Consider the following 19,121-nt stretch of genomic DNA (forward strand, 5'->3'; position numbering starts at 1 on the left):
ACCCCGATTCTGACATATGTCAATAACTATTTTAAAAAAATACGCCAATCAAGAATTTTTCTCGATTGGCATTAAATATTGGCAAGTCAAGCAACGGCAGAATTTCTTTATTAGGTTTCAAATTGAAATGTTCTTTACACCACCCGTAAGTCAACCATACCCCATGATTATTCTTAAGCCATTCATCATCGTTATTTTCAATAGCTTTAAGCATATCATTCAAATGTGGTATTGACCTGGCTCCTGCGTCTTCTACCGTGAGTATCCCGTCATGATTTGCATCTAAATCCTCAAAGGCAGCATCGCCGAATAATGCTTTTCTTGCATTATATTTATCAGTTTCAAAATCATCTTTTATTATATAACCTTTTTTATCGTAATCAAATAACCTGCTCCAAAGGGTAAATTCGGAATTCCCTTGAAGTTGATAAACTAAAACATCTTTCAAATTTTCATTGCAATAACCGGCCAACAATAAAGCGTCTACTTTTACATTATTATTTAACGCAACCAAAGGAGCAATAATTGTTCCCTCACTCCAACCAAGAAGGTAAATTTTAGCGTTTTTAAACTCAATTACTTTGCGCTTTTTAATTTTTTGGGGGTTTGAACCTATTATTTGCTTTCTATTTTTAATTACTTTTTGTTTTCATTAATTATTAAAACAACTCAGAACGCCTGCTAACTTTTTGAATAAGCTGTTTAATATTATTTTCGATAGCTCTTATAACTTTAACAAATTCCTCATCGCTTTTACCTGTTGGATCATCTAGTCCCCAGTCTTCCTTTATTTTGCTTGGTAGATTTGGACATTCCACATCGCAACCCATTGTTATAACAATATCAACAGCAGGAATCTCCGATAAAAGTTTTGGACGCTGGGTAAGCTCCATATCAATCCCATATAGTTTTTTCATAAGCCTTACAGCGTCCGGGTTAATATGAGATTTTATTTCTGTTCCTGCGCTATAACTTTCAAACACATCAAAATGTTTGCCTAAAGCTTCAGCTATTTGAGAACGGCAGGAATTATGAGCGCATATAAAAGCTATTTTTAATTTTTTTTTATTTTCTTTCATTTATCAATTTCTCTATCTGTTCAACGGTCAAAACCTTTCCCATTGAAACAACCTTACCATCAATTATAATGGCAGGAGTGCTAATGACACCGTATTTCATAATGTCTTTAATATCTCCTAGATTTTTTACTTCTTCCTTAATATTGCAATTTTTAGCCGCTATTACAGTATTTTCGTGGTTTTGCCTACTTTTTTTACAACAATTTCCTAAAGTGATGATTTCCATACAACCCTCCTTTTTATATGAATAAAAAGTTTAACGCATTAAACACATAACCTATAATTATTATACCTATGATAGTAACCGTAATAAACATAAATAACAATTTTGATCTTAATACCTTCTTAAGCATTATTATACTAGGTAGACTAAGGGTCGTTACGCTCATCATAAATGCAAGTATTGTTCCCAATCCAACGCCTTTTGCATATAACGCTTCCGCAACGGGTATTGTCCCGAATATATCGGCATACATCGGCGCCCCCATTAAACTTGCTATTATTACACTGAAAGGATTATCTTGACCCAATACCGCCTGTATCCATTCTTCAGGTATTACATTATGAATTAAAGCGCCTATGCCAACGCCTATTAATATATAAGGTAGAACTTTTTTTAATGTGGAAAGCATTTGTTCTTTTGCATATATTATTCTATCTCTTTTTGTTATCTCTACCCCTTCAATATCTATGTTGTCACCCTGCAAAACAAAATCTTCAATATGTCTTTCCGCCCCTGATTTTTCTATAATGGTTCCCCCGATTACCGCAAGCGAGAGTCCTACAATAACATAAACAATCGATATTGGAAAGCCAAATACGCTTACAAGAAGAATAAAGGCTCCTAAATCGACAAGGGGACTGCTTATCAAAAAACTGAATGTTGCGCCAGTCCTTATGCCGGCGCGCGTAAAACCTATAAATAAAGGAACTGAAGAGCATGAACAAAAAGGAGTAACCGTGCCCAGCAGCGCTCCTAAAATATTACCTTTTATGCCCCCGAAACGGCTCAATAGTTTTTTAGTTCTTTCTGGCGGAAAATAACTTTGTATATAGCTAATTATGAAAATAAGAAAGCAAAGCAAAACGATGATTTTGATAGTGTCATATATGAAAAACTGAATACTTGCGCCATACCATTCATTAATAAAATTATTGCCAAATATGCCATTTAAGAATATACCTATAACTGAATTAAGCCATTTCATGCCTAATAACTGGTATGTAATAAAATTCATTACGCCTTTTATTCCGTTATAACCACTAATGATTGCAGCAGCGCCAAATATTATTATTAATAAGCCCAAAACAAATAATAACCAAAATAATCTAGACCGTTTTTTATTAGGTTTGACATCATCTTTGTTTGTCGGTTTTTGCTCGCATAAGCAGTCGCAGGATAATTCATTTTTATTATTATTATTTATATTGTTAATTTCTTTATTTTGCATACAAATTCCTAATTGTTATTTTATTGCCTCTATAATGTATGAAGCAACATAATCCTCAATATTTCTGCCTGGCACCCAGGCGCTGATAATTTTTCTGCTGTTTTCCTTAGGTGTCATCTTTATATCAGTAAAACCTGCTTCTTCCAACATACCTTTTATTTTTTCTATATGTTCCGCTCCAGAGATACAACCGGCTAACATTTCAAGGTCATTTAAGATATCTTCCGGAAGTTTAGCCGTAACAAGCACATCGACAATTGATAATCTGCCGCCCTTTTTCAATACCCTATATGCTTCTTTAAATACCTTTTGTTTATTTAAAGCAAGGTTAATGACACAATTGGATATTATTACATCTATTGTGCCATCGGCAACCGGTAGACGCTCAATTTCTCCCAGCCTGAACTCAACATTTTTATATCCCATTTTCTCATTGTTTTTTCTCGCAAGGAGAATCATTTCAGACGTCATATCTACCCCTATTACATAACCTTTTTCCCCCACCTTTCTTCTAGCAAGAAAACAGTCAAATCCTCCTCCCGAGCCAAGATCCAATACTGTCTCACCTTCTTTTAAATTTGCAATTGCTATGGGATTTCCACAACCTAAACCCATGTTTGATTGGGATGGAACGCTTTTTAAATCCTCTTCTGTATAACCAAGTTGAAACGATATGTTGTCTACATCATTACCACCGCAGCAACAACCGCTACAACAAGCTATTTTTTCTTTTCTTGCAATTTTTGAATATTGCTTGCGAATAAAATTTCTTTTAATCTCTTTAGACATTTTAACCTCGCTATTTAATAATATTTTTACTCTTCTGAACTATCAGGTTTAATTTATTCTCCACAAGAATTTATGTTAACATTAATATAATATTGCAGAGCAATAACTATTGCTAAGTTTCTAGTGCGGTTTTTTGTTAACAATGCAAGAGCCAGCGCATTTTTTATATTCTTCAAGGTCTTTTGCGTAAAATCTCATATTTCTTATCTCTTTTTTTAAATATTCCCAAAGCTCTTTATTGTTCTCAATAAAATTGGGGCTTATTTTATAATAAGTCCATTGCGCCTTTTTGTAGCTTTCAAGAATGCCGCTTCTCTTCAAATCTGTTAAATGCCTTGAAGCGTTTGACTGTGTCATTTTTAGGCAAGTCTCAATCTCGCATACGCACATTTCTTTTTGCATTAATAATGATATAATTCGTAGCCTGCTTTCTTCTGAGAGTGATTTAAAAATCTCTATCATATTTTTTCCTTATTATTTTATGAGCATATACTCATATAATATGCTGATTAAAAGCCATTTGTTAAAATGGCTATAATTTTATCTTAATTAAAATTATTGGATTTTGCAAGCTTTTTAATTCTATAATTTTCTGAATTAGATGCTCATGTTGATAAATGTAAAAGGTCTATTTATTATAACTATTAATAACTAAGCGTCCATATAAAAGCTTTTAAAAAATGGTAATTTTAAGCTATTTTGCCAACAATTATTACACTATTTTATTTGTTAACATTATAACATTTTTTATATAAATTTAAATTGATTGCGGCGCTTACGCAAAGATAATTTGCAAATAATCTTAACTTCAAAAAAGTTATGAATGGACAATAAAGCAAAAGGCTTTATCGTCCACCAACGATAAAGCCTTTTTTGTTTAACGCATTCTTAAAATTTCTTCTCTTGTGTTTTAAAAGTTGTTTTCTTTTGTGTTTTTAATAAACTTTGTTCTTTTGTGTTTTAAAAGTTGTTTTCTTTTGTTTTTTAAGCGTTTTTTCTTTAGTTATGTTTTTATTTTCAAAGTATATAAGCCTTTTTGAGGTTATTGGGCGTTTTTGGTATTTGCGGCTTATATGCTTTTTTTTAGCTTGATTTTTTGAGCCCAAGTTTTGAGAGCAGGTCGTATTTTTTGAATATGGTCAAAACTACCATTGTAAGCAAGAACGCTGAAGCGACGGCAAACGCAATTATTGATACTGTTCTGACTATGCCGACTACGCCAACCCATTCGGGCTCATAAGTAATAATGCGGGTGTTAGAGCCTAAGAAGTTCATAGAGTTGCTTTGGACGACTGTATACATAATGCGGTGGACGGATAATCTCATCGCTTGAGCAAGTCCGCCATAGCCGTTGCCGGGGCCTTTATTGGCAAAGCTGTTGAGACTGCCATCCGAACCGTCGGGCAAGTCGTTGCCCGCAAGCACGCCGCCCGCGATACCCATTCCGCCAGAAGGATACCAGTCGGTTACAGCGAAGCCTTGCATTCCGCATTCGCCGCGAAGGTAAGCTGTGCATAGATTGTAAACATTTCCTGACCAAACTGAGCCCAAACGGTTAAACGCGGTCATTACGTTTTTGGCGTTGCCGATTTGGATCGCGATCTCAAACGGTCTTAGATGGTTTAGTCTAAGCGCTTGCTCTGTTATCCATGTCTCATAAGAAGTGCGGTTGACTTCTTGGTCGTTTAGAACAAAGTGCTTATTATACACATAGGCGCCCTTGGACTGAATGCCCTTGGTCTGATATCCGCTTATCACGCCTGTAAGGAAAGCGTCCTCGGAGTAGTATTCGGCATAGCGTCCATGGTAAGGGTTGCGGTGTAGGTTAAGACCAAGACCATAAAGTCCCGCTTGTCCCGACCAGAGTGAATCCTCGCCTATAGCGATACCCACAACCTCGGCAAGCTTGGTGTTAAATGTAGCCGCGATTATGCCCGAGCAAGGACAGCCCGTGGGATATGATTTTTTGTCAGGGTCGTTGTATCTAGTGGCCAATCCTGAAGGCCCGTTATTAAATCTTTGGTTATAGCCGCATGAGCCGTTATGGTCAACCGTCGCGGGCTTGCCGACAGAATCAACAGCCCTTGTCTTCCTAAGACCGTCGCTCAAAAGCATAACGGTTTCTTCCCAAGTAAGCTGGTCAAGGAATACATCCCATAAAGGATCGTCAAAAGGAATGGGATCGCCGTTTAGGTCTGCTCTCAAAGCCGCCAAAGGAATTCTAGCTTCGCCGTTATAATAATCTTCCTTAATCAAATGAGCGTATTGTGGATACTCTTCAGCGGTCGGGATTTTTCCATAAGTAGGATATTCCTTGTCGTCGTCGGGTTTTACGCCGCCGTTTCTGTCAAGAGCGTAGCCCGCTCTAATTTTGGCGGAATCCTGAATCTTAGCGGTTGAGCCTACGGTGTCTGTCCAGTTGCTACGAGAGAAATACTTAACAGAGTTAACGCCGTCGTTCAAACGGTTAATGTCGGATTCGTCAAACAAGTTGACAATTTCTTTTCCGGTAAGCGAGGCGTTTTTGTATTTTTCGGCTGAGGCTTCTAGAGTGGTTTTCCAAACAAGATCCGCATTGCCGGGGGCGTCCATACCGTCATCGGTAGTCTTGCCCTTTTTGGCTAAGATATTATTGATAGCGTCGTGCGAATCTTTTGCCGCTGTCAAATAATAATCGCCCGCGTCTAGATAATATGTGCCGTGTCCCCAAGCGTCATACGAAGCGAAATACTTGCCTTCGACTACGATTTCCACTGTTTCGGATTCGGCGGGATCTAGCTTGCTAGTCTTAGCGAAGCCTACCAAATCCACGGCTGATTTTTCAATCTTGTTTTCTATATCGTATTGGGTGTAAGGTTGTTGTAGATAAACTTGAACAACTTCTTTTCCGGGGTAAGTTCCTTTGTTAGTAACTTTCACGGTTACGGTATATTCGTCTTTTTGGCTGTCGTAAGTAACATCAAAATCCGAATATTCAAAGGCTGTATAAGATAATCCATGCCCAAAAGGATACACAACGGCTTGATTATAATCATAATCGCCCGCGTTTTCCCTGCCTAAGATAGTGTCTTCATATCTTGTTTCGGCGTAGCGGTAGCCCACATATATACCCTCTTGATAAACAACATATCGTCTGGTGCCGCCTTGACCGCTGTATGAGAAGTTTCCAAAGTTTTTGGTCGTGGGGTTTTCATGTCGGCTGGAATACCACATATCAGGCAGTCTGCCCGAAGGGGTAACATCGCCCACAAGTATGTCCGCGACCGCGTAAAGTCCGCTTGTTCCAGTCAAACCAATCCAGAGCGCCGCGTCAACGCCATATTCGGGATTGTGCGCGAAATCTTCTTGGATCGGATTGGCTGAATTGACAAGAACGATAATCTTATCAAATGTTCCCTTATCCTTCTCGGCTTTTAGCCCTTTTAGCACGGATACTTCATTGGGAGTAAGTTTTAAATAGTCGCCGTCGGTAAGACCGCCTGTTCCCGAGCCAGTGCTCACGGGCGGCAAATCAATTGCTTCATTGCCCCAGCGACCAATGATAAATATAGCCGCGTCGCCATAATCAGAGTCAGTCTTTAGTTCCTCAGGAATAATATCCCAAGGAGCGTCATTGATTACGGCGTTAACGCCGTTGCCGCCAGGATGCGTGCGGTGATAAACGGTGTTTTGCTTATACCAATCATAAAGCGCTTCGTTGACTACTAATCCGGCGTCTTCCATAGTGTCTTTGTATGAAAGCTGCTCGTTGACATCAATATTGATTTTACCCGCGCCGCCCATACCATAGATGGGGTCAACCGAAGTAACGCTGAATAAGCTTACTTTGTTTCCTTTGCTAAGCGGTAACGCTGAGTCATCGTTTTTTAGCAATACCGAGCCCTCAGCCTCAACCGCTATACATATGTTGTTGCTGTTCGCCTTTAATTCGGCTAGGTTGTTATAAAATGTCTTATAGTATTCCGTATCGCCGTCTTCGCCTTCGCCTACGGTTACTATTTCTGTCTTATATCCACCAAAAACTTGTTCGGTAATAAGGTCTTTCATTTCTAGGCTCAGCGTTGAAGCTAGCATGACAAACCCAAATAAGATCGCGAATATATTAAATACTATTTTTGACGCTGTATATGTTTTTTTCATCATCCTTCCTCCTGTTAGCCCTCGGTCACAACAGCGACGTTGTCGCGTTTTTGGTGTCTAAGCCACGCCACAACATTGCCGCTGATAAATGTCACAAACATCAATACTAGCATAACGACAATGGCGGTAAACTCGGATGTAAAACCGTTAACAAAAAAGTCCATAACATATTGGTATCCGTATCTTATTAACAGCAATATCGCCACAAAATCAAGTCCCGCCATTACCGCCGCGCCCAGCCTTGAAAAGTTAAAAATTGAAAGCGCGATAAAAGCTACGGGCGCCGCTAAAAGCAGAGCAAAAGCTAACCATGACATATAGTCAGTTTTGGCGAATATCGCCGCATATACGATAGCCATAATGATTGACATCAAGGCTACGCCCAGAGCTATATAGAAAGCAATGGTTTTACCTTTGAAAAATCTTTTTATAAACTCCATATCATTCTCCTCAATTATCATTATTCTAATCTTCTACATGATCCACTTTGGTCATAACTACGCCAAGTTTAGCGTTGGTTTGAGCTTGTTCAAGCTTAATTACCGTCAAGGCGTTCTTGTTCTTGTTAGCAAGCGTAATAGTCATTGAAGTTCTAATGGACTCGCCCGGCTCAAGCGTAATTAGTCCTGTATTTTTAGAGGTCTCGTCCATAGTTGTGCCGCCTTGAACTTGATAAGCCGTAAACTTAAGCGTTTCGTTGCCAAGGTTTTTAAAGTAGAAGTTAAACGTATAGGTGCCGCCTGCAGCAATAGCCATCTGGTCAGTATCCGAGCTTCCGCAAATGGTGGTCAAACGGAAATATCCATCCTGCGGACCGGCATAGCTTACTTCAGCGCCAAGCTGCATGCCAAGATCGGTTTCAAATATTATGGTTTTTCTGCTATGACTTACGCCCGTAGAAGCGTTGCTTGTCTGGCTGCTTGCGGGAATTAGAAGTTGCACATCATCTTCAATAAAGAAAGGAGCTATGGTAGTATCGCCCTTAGGCATCGCGAAGTCGCTTACTTTTACGCCATTTTGATTATTAATGTTAGGATGTTTGTCATACACATCATAAGGTGTTTTTTTCCAGAACTGGCTAGTGTTGTCAACATTATACCAGCCCGCGATTGTCTTGCCTGTTTGGTTTATAAAATTGGGCAAACTTTCACCTGCCACCAATTGAATGCTTGTGATGCCGTCCTCAAATGTTACGCCGCAATCTTCGGCCAAAGATAGAGTGAAGACGCTTTTGTTTACCTTGGACATCGTCATTCCAAGAACCGCTTCTTCTTGGTCTTGGTCAAGCACAATCAAGGTCATGACATTTGCGTTATTATTGTCAAGAATTAGGTTAACAAAAGTTTTTAAATTCTCGCCGGGCTCAAGAGTAACTTTATCTACAAACTTTGTGGCTGTTTCCAAATTAACTTGGGATTGTAATTGATAAGCTGTAAAGGTTATATCTTCTTCGCCCAAATTGACAAAGTTATAATTGAAAGTATATTCGCAACCGCCCACTATGCCTCTAGCTGTTCCGGAAGGTCCGCTAACCGCCACCAAACGGAAATATCCCGTTTCAGCGCCGCTATAACGGAAGGCTGCGCCAATCTCGCCGTCAATAACCATATTGCCTATAAGCTCAACCATGGTCGGCACTTCTATGGGCTCTCCGCCTTCTTCGGGAACGACAATAACAGTATTAGTATGGTCGCCTACCCTAAATGTTCCGGGTATCAACGCTTGGACGTTTTCTTCGCCGACAAAAAACGGCGCAATTGTGAGGCCTCTATTGGGCATCTTGAAAGTTCTTAATTCTTCGTCAAAATTAGCTATGGGGCGACCTTCAACTACCCACAAATCTTGCCAAACGCCTTCTTCGTTATTAACGTTATACCAACCGGCGATTGTCTTGCCTGTAGAGTTAATTATTTCAGGCATCTCCTCGTCAGTAAGCAACCAAGCCGAATCGGTAGGCTCGCCGTCTTGACCCACAAACATTACGCCGCAATCTTCAGCAAGCTTTAGTTCATAGCGTCTATTGGGCGCGTATTCAAATGAGTAAGTTACGCCTTTTAGTTTGAACGAATAAATATATACCGTTCCGCCAGGCTCTTGGGTTTCCACCAAATCATAGCCATTTTCTGTGGAAAGCGTAGGCAATGTATAATTTTGAGAGCTGGTCTGTTCCTCGCCATCCTTATTTATATAAGTGGATGTAACGCGAAGAGTGCCTGTTTCCTCTAAGGTAGGCTCTTTGATTATTTCCCAAATTGAATCTTGATCAGGATAATAATTGTCATCCCAATCTGATATTATCGCTGCAGTGCGTATATCAATATAGTCAATATTGCCGCCGCTATCAGGTTTCAAACTCGTAAATTTTATTGTGTTTTCGCCGTTTACAATCTTAACCTTCAAGCCTGTAACCAGCTTAAAAGCCATATACTGATTATGTCCCAAAATCTCGCAATCCTCATATTTAATGGTAATGCCTGAAAGGTCAACATATCTGCCGTTGGCCCTTATATCAACTATATCTTGAAGAATAACAGTTTTATTGGGATAGCCGCTGACAAGGATATCCATCTCCGCCAAAACAGCGCTAACAGGGTTTCCATTCTCGTCTTTTAATTCGGCTAAAGGAGTATTGGCAAAATTCGCCGTAAAGGTGTATTCGCCCACGCACCCGGCCGTATTCAAATTACGGGTGGCTAGATTATTGCTAAGCCTTAAGTCAAACCCCAAATTACGATAGTCGTTAAATTGCATATCGGTATTGGTATATTTGGCATTTTCGCCTTCAAAACGATATGTGTTAGTTAAGAATTCGTCATCAAGGACTATGCCTTCAGGTTCAGGGGCTTCATAACGGGGTATGTAGTCAAAATCAAAATCAATATCCCATTTCGATCTTTGCGTTTGGTAACCGTCGCCACCAGGCAAATTAGGACCGCTAGGGGTTTCATTGCAGCCAATCATATAAAAAAGATTGGCCAGCACTAAGCATATACAGATTAGACTTCTCCCAAACTTTCTCATCCTCATTTTCCTCTTTGGTGTTTTAAAATTGTCAATTGATATTATATTAACAATTTACCTGAATAATTATATCATTTATGCCTTCGTAATTAAATTGTAATTTTTACATAAAAACATTGCAATTTTTCCATAACTTTTCCATTATTTTCCCTAAAAAATCTTTATTATTAGATTGTGATAATAATTGTGTTTTTATTGATTTTTTAATGAAATATTTGGAATAAATAAAAAAGGGCTATTTTTTAGCCCTTTAATATGTAAAGATATTATAAGATATAGCTTATTTATACAATTGCTCGTAAATTATATCGGCCAATATATCAGCGCCGTCGCATCGGCTTTGCGCCTTGGCCGCTTGGATATACGGCTCCATTAATTCAGGTTTTTGGGCGAAAGCCTCCGCCAAAGCGACCGCTTTCTTGACGCTCCTTACCCTTATCGCGCAGCCTATTGAAGTGTAATGCTCGCATATCCATTTTTCTATGGGCGTAGCGCAAAAAGTGACTATACAAGGCACGCCAAAATACGCGGGCTCGGCCAAATTGCTGGCGCCCGCCTTGCCTATGAACAGATCGCACGAGGCCGCGAACATCAGCATCTTGTCGGTAAACCCGTAAGGTTTAAAAACAATATTGTCAGGCGGCGTTATTTTTTGGAACTCTTCGTATAGTTCTTGGTTTTTTCCGCACACCGCGATAAGCGTAAGATTGAGTTTGGATTTTAACAATTCATAAACCGTGTCTTTTAACTTGCCCGCGCCGTAAGCGCCGTCGGCCAGCAAAATCGTAAAATTGTCTTCTGGGATGCCTAGCTCGCGGCGGTAAAAGTTTTTGCCTTTGTTATAGTCTTGTATTTCTTTGCGAATCAAGAAAGGAACTTCCTTTATCGCTTCGGGCTTAAATCTTCCAAAGCGCTGGGCTTTTTTTACGCCCTTGCTTCCGCTAAGCAGCATAAGGTCGCCCCTATTATCCCATTGCAAGCCTACGATAGGGTCGGGACAAAAAGTAACTATCTTTGCTTTGGATTGGCCCTTTGCCCTTAACTCGCAAGCGTAATAAAGCGTGGAAAAATGGGTGTTAAATATCAAATCGGCGTCCAAACTCTTAAGATATTGCATGGACGGCTCAAAACCGCGCTTATACCTGACTTGATGAAGAAATTTCATGCTTATTCTGGTTCTGAAAATACTCAAAAGCAAAAATTGATAAAAACTGTTAAACCAATTTCTATTATGGCCCTTCACTTCGCGGATTAACTCGTCTTCCACGAATTTCATGTTCGGGTCGTTGGCGTCTTGGAAAAAGTATGTCTTTACCACCTCAACGCGATCGCCGTATTTTTTTACGAAAGCGTCGCTTACGGCCCTCATCGGCATAATATGTCCCATTCCCGCTTCCACAAAAGGAAACACCACTCTGGGCTTTTTTTTGCTTTCCATTTTATCCCCTTGTTAAATAATTTTTGAACCTTTAATTTATTTTACTAGATAATTTAAAATAACGCAATCCTAATTTTTTTCAAATTTTTGCCTAATGTTTTAGCGCATAAAATTGTCCGCTCCTTCAAAAAAGCTTAAAAGCGGACTTTTTTTTATTTTATTATAGGTCTTTTTGTCTAGTAAAATATTTTTTGCTCCAAGTTATAAAAATAAAGTAGCCGTATTATAGTTTTTATTATGCCTTATTAACAGCTTTTTATTGTTTTACAATTATCTTGGCTTTATACTCCGCTGTATGCGGCAAACCCGCCGTCTACCGCTATTACGCTGCCCGTAACAAAGCCGCTTGCCTCATCTGACGCGAGCCATAACAGCGTGCCGATCAAATCCGAAACCTCGCCAAATCTTTTTTGGGGCGTGGCGGCTAAAATCTTTTTGGTCCTTTCGGTGGGCGCGCCGTCTTTGTCAAATAATAGCTCGCGGTTTTGATGGCTGACAAAAAATCCAGGCGCGATAGCGTTGCAGCGAATATTGCAAGGCGCAAAATGAACGGCAAGCCATTGAGTAAAGTTAGAAATGCCCGCCTTTGCCGCGCTGTATGCGGGAATTTTGGTCAAGGGTCTAAAGGCGTTCATAGAAGAAATGTTAATAATATTGCCGCCCGTTTTGACCATGTCTTGAACAAACGCTTGTGTTACTAAAAATGCCGAGGTAATATTAAGGTCAAAGACAAATCTCAAAGCGCTCTCTTCCAAATCAAAAAATGTTTTTATATTATTTTTTAAATCAGGGGTCATAAATTCGTTATCGCAAGTCGCTTTAGGGCTATTGCCGCCCGCGCCGTTGAGCAAAAGATTGACGGCGCCAAACTTCGCGTTGACTTGTTCTTTGGCTTTAGTAATATCATCTTTGTTTAGGCAATCGCATTTTACGGCTATGGCGTTTTGCCCTATTTGGTCGGCGAATTCTTTTGCGGCTTCATAGTTAATATCCAGCAAGGCGACCTTGGCGCCGCAACTTGCGAGCGCTTTTGCCATTTCGCTCATTAACACTCCGCCCGCGCCCGTTATAACAGCCGTTTTGTCTTTTAAGTCAACAACAAAAGGTAATTTCATAATCAATAAACTCTCCTAATTTACTTTTCCCAGCTTTTGTTATTGCTTGCGCTTCTTAGTATGTATGAGCGGTCTTTTTTCTTTACCCTTTTAATTACGCAAGAGTCCGTCAAGTTCCCGCTTATAACTTTTATATTATTAACCTCTTCCATTTCAATAACAAACTCAAATATATAACGCCCTTGTTGCGTCGCTATAAGCTTGTCATTATTATATAGGCTTACCTGCTCTTGATTGGTATAAACTTTGATTTTGGTCGTCTTGCCCGTGCGGTTGACAAACCGTTTTGAGCAAATATGCACGAAAGGCTCGTCCGACCAATAAGCTTTATATAGATAAAAACTGTCTTTTTTGGTCTTTCTGTCAAATGTTACCAAGCCCTTATGGTTCATGCCGGGTTCTCCGCCTTGATTCCGTCCGTCAGACCCAAAGTCAAACATATTCCATATATGGGTAGCCCATAAATAATCGCGCTTGTTGATTATGTCTATCATCTTTTCGTGATATATGGCTTGATATTCTTCGGTGTTGTCTCCCCTTATGGGCGTCTTGCTGTGTAAATTGGGCATGCCTTCTGCGCCGTATTCGGACAGGCCTATTATTTCGTTTGGGTATTTTCTATGGTAAGCGTCCAGTTTCCAGCCCGCGAGCCAAGTCCAAGGCAAATACCAGCCAAAATAAAGGTTATATGACACCAAATCGGGAATTCTATTTAATTTGTTTGATATTCGGCAAGGCATATAGCACGCTATGGCTGTCTTTCGGGTCTTGTCTATTTCATGGCACAAATTATTAAGTTCTACATGAAAATCATACCTGTCCTTGCCGGCCGGGCTTATCGTGATTTCGTTGGACAATCCCCAGCATACGATGCTGGGACGGTGATAATGCTGATAAATGAGTTCTTTCATTTGCTGAATCGCGTTATCGTTGGCTTCGCTCATATGTTTGGAAATATAAGGAATTTCTGCCCACACAACCATGCCGTATTTGTCGCACAAATCGTAAAAATAATCGTCATGCTGGTAATGGGCCAAGCGGATTGTATTCGCTCCGATTTCGCGTATCAGCTCCATGTCTTCTTCGTGATGTTCTTTTAATATGGCGTTGCCGATCTCGGGCCTGTCTTGATGACGACAAACCCCGCGCAAAGGATATTTTTGGCCGTTGAGGAAGAAGCCTTCATTTGGGTCAATATGAAAAGTTCTAAAGCCTATGTTTTTTACGATTTCGTCCTCTACAACGCCGCTATTTATTAGTTGAATTTTTATCGTATAAAGATAAGGGTCTTTTACGCCGTTCCATAAGCGAACATTTTTTATCTCTAATTTTTCGGCGCCTGAGGCGACTTCTTTGCCTTGGGCGTCGTAAATAGTCGCGGCTATTTGCCCTTCTCCGATTATATAAGGCGTTATATCCACAAGGCCGTTATTGTCTTGGACAGTAGCGTCAATCTTGGCGCCGCACGAACCAAAAAAGTCTAGGTCAAAATGGTTTTTGGAAACTATAATTATATTTACATCCCGATAAATTCCGCCGTAAAATGTAAAATCGGCTTTTTGGGGATAGACTTTGTTAGTCTTTCTGTTATCAGCGGCCACGGCGATTATGTTTTTTTCTTTGATTGCATTGGTAATATTAAATCTAAAAGTGGAATATCCGCCGTCGTGACGGCCTATATATTCGCCGTTGACATAAACTTCGGCCGACGAGTTAACGCCCTTGAATTCTATATAAACCAATTCATCGTTTTTTAACTCGGGCTTGTCCAATTCGCGCATATACCAGCAAACGCCGCGGTAATAATCGTTGCCGCCGTCTTGGCCGTCTTTTCCGTTCCAAGTATGGGGCAAATTGATTTTTTCGCCCGCCGTATGCTCAACAGCCGAGATGCCCACATCTTGTTTGATAAATTTCCAGTCATTGTTTATGTTAAAAACCTTTCTCATCTTATCCTCCTGTTTTAGCGATTAAAAAATTCCTTTACATTATTATAAGATATATCTTGCGCTATTTTTCTTAAAACGCCATAATTTTTTGTAAATTGGCCTTTTTCCGATATTTCGCCGATATAATTGCACAAAATCCGTCTAAAGTAGTCGTGGCGAACATAAGACAAAAAGCTCCTGCTGTCCGTAAGCATTCCAACGCTTGAAGACAGCAACGACATGTTGGAAACAGCCTTAAAAAATTCCATAATGCCATCTAGGTTGTCGTTAAACCACCACGCCACGCCGGGTTGGACCTTGCCCTTGATGCCGCCGCCCGCAAAATTTCCGGCAAAGGTTATTATTTTAGCGTTGTCCGCGGGGTTTAGGTTGAAAATGACAGTCTTGCCTATATTTTGTATGTTGTTAAAGACTAATTTTAGCCCGCTTAAATATTGCTTTTCTGAAATGCTGTCAAAGCCCGAATCGCAACCTAAAATATCAAACATCTTTCCATTGTTGTTGCGCATCGGCCCTAAGTGGATTTGGACGATAAGGTTGTTTTGGTAGCATTGGTCCAGCAAGAAACTCAATTTTTCAATAGTGTCGTCGTCGTTTTCGTCTATGTATTCAAGCCCGATGTCCGAGGATACGCAACCAGCCTGAATAAATCGTTCAAGCAACGGGTTAAAAATTTGCTCAATTTCGCTTAGACTCTTTTTGACCAAGCTGTCCAATCTTATTATAGGACTGATAGAAGTATTTAAATTGAGGTCTTTTACTTTTTCGTATAAGCTAAGGTCGCAATTTAGGGCATCTTCCACAATGCAGACTTTTTCCACATTGGATAATTGCAATATTTTTTGGGGGGTTAATTGTTTTTGGGCTATATTTTGGTTCGCCTTTTGGTAAATTATATTTATATTTTCCAGGAGCAATTCGTCGTCAACATCAAAATATTTGCTAAGCTCCATTTTGCTCCAATGGTATAACGGCGAGCCTATCGCGTAAACGAGCGTTTGCATATATTTTTCAAATTTTTGGCTATCAGGGGCGTCGCCCGTTATGTAATGCTCTTCAACGCCCGCCATTCGCATAAGACGCCATTTGTAATGGTCCGAACTCAGCCATAATTGGCTGATATTTTCAAAAGGCTTATTTTCCAAAATATCGCCGACGCTCAAATGACAGTGGTAGTCTATTATAGGCAAATCTTTTACATCATTGTATAACGACACGGCAGTTTGATTATACAGCAAAAAATCCTTAGTCATAAGCAATGTTTAGCTCCAAGTTAATTATCTGGCTTTTTTTTAAAAAAAACAATTATTTTATTTGCGGTATTGGGGAGGGATTTGGATAGCGTTCGCCGAAGGCGCGGCTTTGGTCTTTTCTTTTCTGCCCCATATCCTGTTATAGATTTTGTCCATTATGTTTTCTTTTTGGGTTTTTGCCGCGTCTTGAACATACTCGGCCGGCACTTGGTCTATGGTTTGCCATGTTTTCATCGCTTCTTCTTTGGGCATGCCTCCGGCTATCGCGGCTTTTCTAACGGCGTTGACAGCTTGTATTTCCCTTAGCTTTTCGCCGCTTAGTCTGTAAAAATACATGCAAATAAGAGTGACAATCCAAGCTATCATGGGCAGCAAACAAAAACAAATTATGGCAGACAGCTTGACGCCCGTATAGTCAAAATTAGTCAAGTCAAGGCCCGTGCTGGGCAACTTGCCGTTGAGGGCGGGTATTATTGAAACCGTGAACACGCTTATTAATAATGTCGCGAAGGACGATACAAGCTTGTCAATCAAAGAAAACAGCGTTCCCATAATGCCCGGCACATATCTTCCCGAACGGTATGTCTCGTAATCCGTGCAATCGGCAATCATAGGTATGCACATTTCAGAACATAAATTATAAGCGCCGTATCCGCAGCCAAAAAGCACAATCCAGATTATAGTTATTAGATTGGTTTTAAAATAAATGCTGCCGTCATCTCGCCAATGAATCAATGAAAGATGGGTAGCGCTGTTGTTAGGATCCCAGACGCTAAGCAACACAACCAATCCTATATAAAACAAAAACGCTATCGCCGTGTATTGAGTTACGGCGCGTTTTTGGCCTTTTTGGCCGGCTGTTTTTGTTCCGATAAAAAAGAAAATTGCCATAAAAACAAACGATAAGGCATACATAGGAAGATACAAACCGTTGTAACTGCCCATCATTATATAATAAACCAAGATTGCGACCGTGCCCGATGTCGCGATAGTGGATGCCAATTTATTGCATCCGGCCGAAAGGACGAGCCATAGTATTTGTTTGTTATGTTTAATTAAATCTATATAATCCCTAAATTTTGCGGGTTCGCCTTGGGCGTCAATGCCCCAATATTCGGGCCTGTCTTTTTTCCAAATGGCTATTAACGCCAATACTGTGTAAAACGCCGAAACCAAAACCACTATGGGCACCAAAATATTATAAAACTGGGGATTATATTGGGCGCCAAAACCGTTTTCGGCGTCAACAGGCTTAATAAATATAGGCAACAGGCCGTTGCCTATTAAGTTTACCAAGACAATAGAGCCTATCATGCCCAGCATGTTCCATATGACAAATTGGGAGCGCTGTTTGGGGTCGTTGGTTATGCATGTTTGTCCCGCCTTGGTGCAGGCGCATTGGCAGGTGTAGCCTAAGACCCAAACCACATAGCACAATATAAATAATGTCCAGCGCAGCCAGCTTGCTTGGATAGGCCTTATAAGGAAAAACATCGCCAAAATGGACAAAGCCATCATGATGTTGCCAACAATCATATAAGGCCTGAATTTGCCCAATTTCCCGTTGGTTTTGTCAATCATCGCGCCGACTATGGGGTCGGTTATCCCGTCAAAAATTCTCATAGCGGTTACGACCCAAGATAGCGCTATGGTAAGAGCGGCCATCGCCGCGGCGCTCAAAACGCCGCCCACAAAACTTCCGCTGAGATAATAACCGCCGTAATATGTGATAAATGTCAACAACGCGAAATAGCAATTGGTTGCCGCGTTGTTAAAGGGGAAAAGGATTATTTGATACCTTTTTCCTATGTTGGTTGATTTTGATTGTTGGTTTTGTAAAGTATTAGCTTGTTCCATATTTTCACCCTATTATTATAACCATTTATTGATTTAAATTTTTAGTCAATCATTTTAATAGTTTATCATATTGAATTATAAAGACAATTGCAAATTTTATTAAAGCAGGTTGCATTTTTTACTAAATAATATTAAAATAGGCAATGATAACTAAAAATAAGCAATAAAATAAAACACAAAAAAACAAAAGAATAAAAAAGTTACAAAAGCAAAAATGTTTAGGTATGTTTATAACGATTTGGATATCGCGCATAAATATGACCGCGTTCCAAAACCGTCCCTAGAGTATGTCAAACACTATCATGACTTTTATGAATTGTATTATTTTATAAAAGGCAAAGCTTTTTTTACGGTTGAAGAAGAAAAGCAGGTGATGAGTTTTGGGGATATTTTGCTTATCCAGCCCGGCGTGCATCACTTTATAACTTTTTTGGAAAGGGCGCCTTACGAAAGATATGTTTTGAAGTTTCAAGACGAGCTTGTGCCTGATTTTTTGAAAGATTTTTTTATTAATCGCAGCGCTTTTTATTCTTCCGTTCCTTGTATTGACCAACTTTTTAAGAAGCTGGATTCTTTGTATCGCGATTTTAATCCGATGGAATTGGAAATCCTTTTTTCCAATGTTATATCAGAAATACTCATTAGACTTAGCCACACCGAGTATAAACAAAAGGTTGTGGTAAGCGACGAGGACGAGCGCATTACAAAAATAATCCAATATGTCAATGAAAATATAAGAAAAAATATCACAATAGAAGAGCTATGCGATAAATTCCATTATTCGCAATCGCATTTATATAAAGAGTTTCAAACATATATGCGGACGCCGATTATGAAATATATACGCTCAAAAAAAATAATAGCCGCCAATCAATTAATAAGACGCGGGCATAAGCCTACCAAAGTCGCCGAAGAATTCGGTTTTTTGGAATATTCAACCTTTTATCGTTCTTTCATTGATGTCATGGGCTATCCCCCAAGCAAGACCAAAAAATAAAATAATTAAAATAATTAAATAAAGCTTTTTTA

General features: G+C 39.7%; 15 protein-coding genes. 1 reads left to right on the plus strand and 14 read right to left on the minus strand.

Translation table 11 applies throughout. The annotated features are described in order from the left end of the window. Window positions 1-31: 31 nt before the first annotated feature. The 14 genes from GX756_01050 to GX756_01115 form a co-directional block, all read right to left on the minus strand. Window positions 32-514: a hypothetical protein gene (locus tag GX756_01050; protein NLC16456.1), complete on the minus strand. Its 483-nt coding sequence runs from the start codon at window positions 512-514 to the stop codon at window positions 32-34. A gap of 145 nt (window positions 515-659) precedes the next feature. Beyond that, window positions 660-1,079 (minus strand): arsenate reductase ArsC, encoded by a 420-nt coding sequence (locus GX756_01055; GenBank protein ID NLC16457.1) that lies wholly within the window; start codon window positions 1,077-1,079, stop codon window positions 660-662. Then, entirely contained in the window at window positions 1,066-1,305 is a 240-nt protein-coding gene (locus GX756_01060) for a thioredoxin family protein (GenBank protein ID NLC16458.1), read from the minus strand. The genes GX756_01055 and GX756_01060 overlap by 14 nt, the downstream gene beginning before the upstream one ends. 13 nt (window positions 1,306-1,318) lie before the next feature. Next, window positions 1,319-2,317: a permease gene (locus GX756_01065; protein NLC16459.1), complete on the minus strand. Its 999-nt coding sequence runs from the start codon at window positions 2,315-2,317 to the stop codon at window positions 1,319-1,321. 228 nt (window positions 2,318-2,545) lie between these two features. Then, on the minus strand, window positions 2,546-3,319 hold the full coding sequence (gene arsM, locus GX756_01070; GenBank protein ID NLC16460.1) for an arsenite methyltransferase: 774 nt from the start codon (window positions 3,317-3,319) through the stop codon (window positions 2,546-2,548). Between the two features lie 120 nt (window positions 3,320-3,439). Then, window positions 3,440-3,781, minus strand: a complete 342-nt coding sequence (locus tag GX756_01075; protein NLC16461.1) for a winged helix-turn-helix transcriptional regulator — start codon at window positions 3,779-3,781, stop codon at window positions 3,440-3,442. A gap of 621 nt (window positions 3,782-4,402) precedes the next feature. Next, window positions 4,403-7,459 (minus strand): beta-glucosidase, encoded by a 3,057-nt coding sequence (locus tag GX756_01080; GenBank protein ID NLC16462.1) that lies wholly within the window; start codon window positions 7,457-7,459, stop codon window positions 4,403-4,405. A 14-nt stretch (window positions 7,460-7,473) separates the two neighbouring features. Then, window positions 7,474-7,899: a hypothetical protein gene (locus GX756_01085; GenBank protein NLC16463.1), complete on the minus strand. Its 426-nt coding sequence runs from the start codon at window positions 7,897-7,899 to the stop codon at window positions 7,474-7,476. A gap of 25 nt (window positions 7,900-7,924) precedes the next feature. Then, entirely contained in the window at window positions 7,925-10,480 is a 2,556-nt protein-coding gene (locus GX756_01090) for a hypothetical protein (protein ID NLC16464.1), read from the minus strand. 280 nt (window positions 10,481-10,760) lie between these two features. Then, complete coding sequence (locus GX756_01095; GenBank protein NLC16465.1) at window positions 10,761-11,918, minus strand: hypothetical protein; 1,158 nt, start codon at window positions 11,916-11,918, stop codon at window positions 10,761-10,763. A 281-nt stretch (window positions 11,919-12,199) separates the two neighbouring features. Further along, window positions 12,200-13,033 (minus strand): SDR family oxidoreductase, encoded by an 834-nt coding sequence (locus GX756_01100; GenBank protein NLC16466.1) that lies wholly within the window; start codon window positions 13,031-13,033, stop codon window positions 12,200-12,202. Between the two features lie 20 nt (window positions 13,034-13,053). After that, window positions 13,054-14,982: a glycoside hydrolase family 2 protein gene (locus tag GX756_01105; GenBank protein NLC16467.1), complete on the minus strand. Its 1,929-nt coding sequence runs from the start codon at window positions 14,980-14,982 to the stop codon at window positions 13,054-13,056. Between the two features lie 14 nt (window positions 14,983-14,996). Beyond that, complete coding sequence (locus tag GX756_01110) at window positions 14,997-16,235, minus strand: glucuronate isomerase (protein ID NLC16468.1); 1,239 nt, start codon at window positions 16,233-16,235, stop codon at window positions 14,997-14,999. Between the two features lie 57 nt (window positions 16,236-16,292). Further along, window positions 16,293-18,092, minus strand: a complete 1,800-nt coding sequence (locus tag GX756_01115) for a sugar transporter (GenBank protein NLC16469.1) — start codon at window positions 18,090-18,092, stop codon at window positions 16,293-16,295. 214 nt (window positions 18,093-18,306) lie between these two features. On the opposite strand from GX756_01115, the gene GX756_01120 reads away from it, so the two are divergent. After that, entirely contained in the window at window positions 18,307-19,089 is a 783-nt protein-coding gene (locus tag GX756_01120; protein NLC16470.1) for an AraC family transcriptional regulator, read from the plus strand. Window positions 19,090-19,121 lie beyond the last annotated feature (32 nt).

This window comes from Clostridiales bacterium, from assembly GCA_012512255.1.
GTDB lineage: Bacteria > Bacillota > Clostridia > Christensenellales > DUVY01 > DUVY01.

What these genes read in the sequence shown, in the direction of transcription:
- GX756_01080 (NLC16462.1), bottom strand. Translation starts at nt 7,459, where the DNA reads ATGAAAAAAACATATACAGCGTCAAAAATAGTATTTAATATATTCGCG.
- GX756_01105 (NLC16467.1), bottom strand. Translation starts at nt 14,982, where the DNA reads ATGAGAAAGGTTTTTAACATAAACAATGACTGGAAATTTATCAAACAA.
- GX756_01055 (NLC16457.1), bottom strand. Translation starts at nt 1,079, where the DNA reads ATGAAAGAAAATAAAAAAAAATTAAAAATAGCTTTTATATGCGCTCAT.
- arsM (NLC16460.1), bottom strand. Translation starts at nt 3,319, where the DNA reads ATGTCTAAAGAGATTAAAAGAAATTTTATTCGCAAGCAATATTCAAAA.
- GX756_01090 (NLC16464.1), bottom strand. Translation starts at nt 10,480, where the DNA reads ATGAGAAAGTTTGGGAGAAGTCTAATCTGTATATGCTTAGTGCTGGCC.
- GX756_01075 (NLC16461.1), bottom strand. Translation starts at nt 3,781, where the DNA reads ATGATAGAGATTTTTAAATCACTCTCAGAAGAAAGCAGGCTACGAATT.
- GX756_01095 (NLC16465.1), bottom strand. Translation starts at nt 11,918, where the DNA reads ATGGAAAGCAAAAAAAAGCCCAGAGTGGTGTTTCCTTTTGTGGAAGCG.
- GX756_01085 (NLC16463.1), bottom strand. Translation starts at nt 7,899, where the DNA reads ATGGAGTTTATAAAAAGATTTTTCAAAGGTAAAACCATTGCTTTCTAT.
- GX756_01120 (NLC16470.1), top strand. Translation starts at nt 18,307, where the DNA reads ATGTTTAGGTATGTTTATAACGATTTGGATATCGCGCATAAATATGAC.
- GX756_01100 (NLC16466.1), bottom strand. Translation starts at nt 13,033, where the DNA reads ATGAAATTACCTTTTGTTGTTGACTTAAAAGACAAAACGGCTGTTATA.
- GX756_01065 (NLC16459.1), bottom strand. Translation starts at nt 2,317, where the DNA reads ATGAATTTTATTACATACCAGTTATTAGGCATGAAATGGCTTAATTCA.
- GX756_01110 (NLC16468.1), bottom strand. Translation starts at nt 16,235, where the DNA reads ATGACTAAGGATTTTTTGCTGTATAATCAAACTGCCGTGTCGTTATAC.
- GX756_01060 (NLC16458.1), bottom strand. Translation starts at nt 1,305, where the DNA reads ATGGAAATCATCACTTTAGGAAATTGTTGTAAAAAAAGTAGGCAAAAC.
- GX756_01115 (NLC16469.1), bottom strand. Translation starts at nt 18,092, where the DNA reads ATGGAACAAGCTAATACTTTACAAAACCAACAATCAAAATCAACCAAC.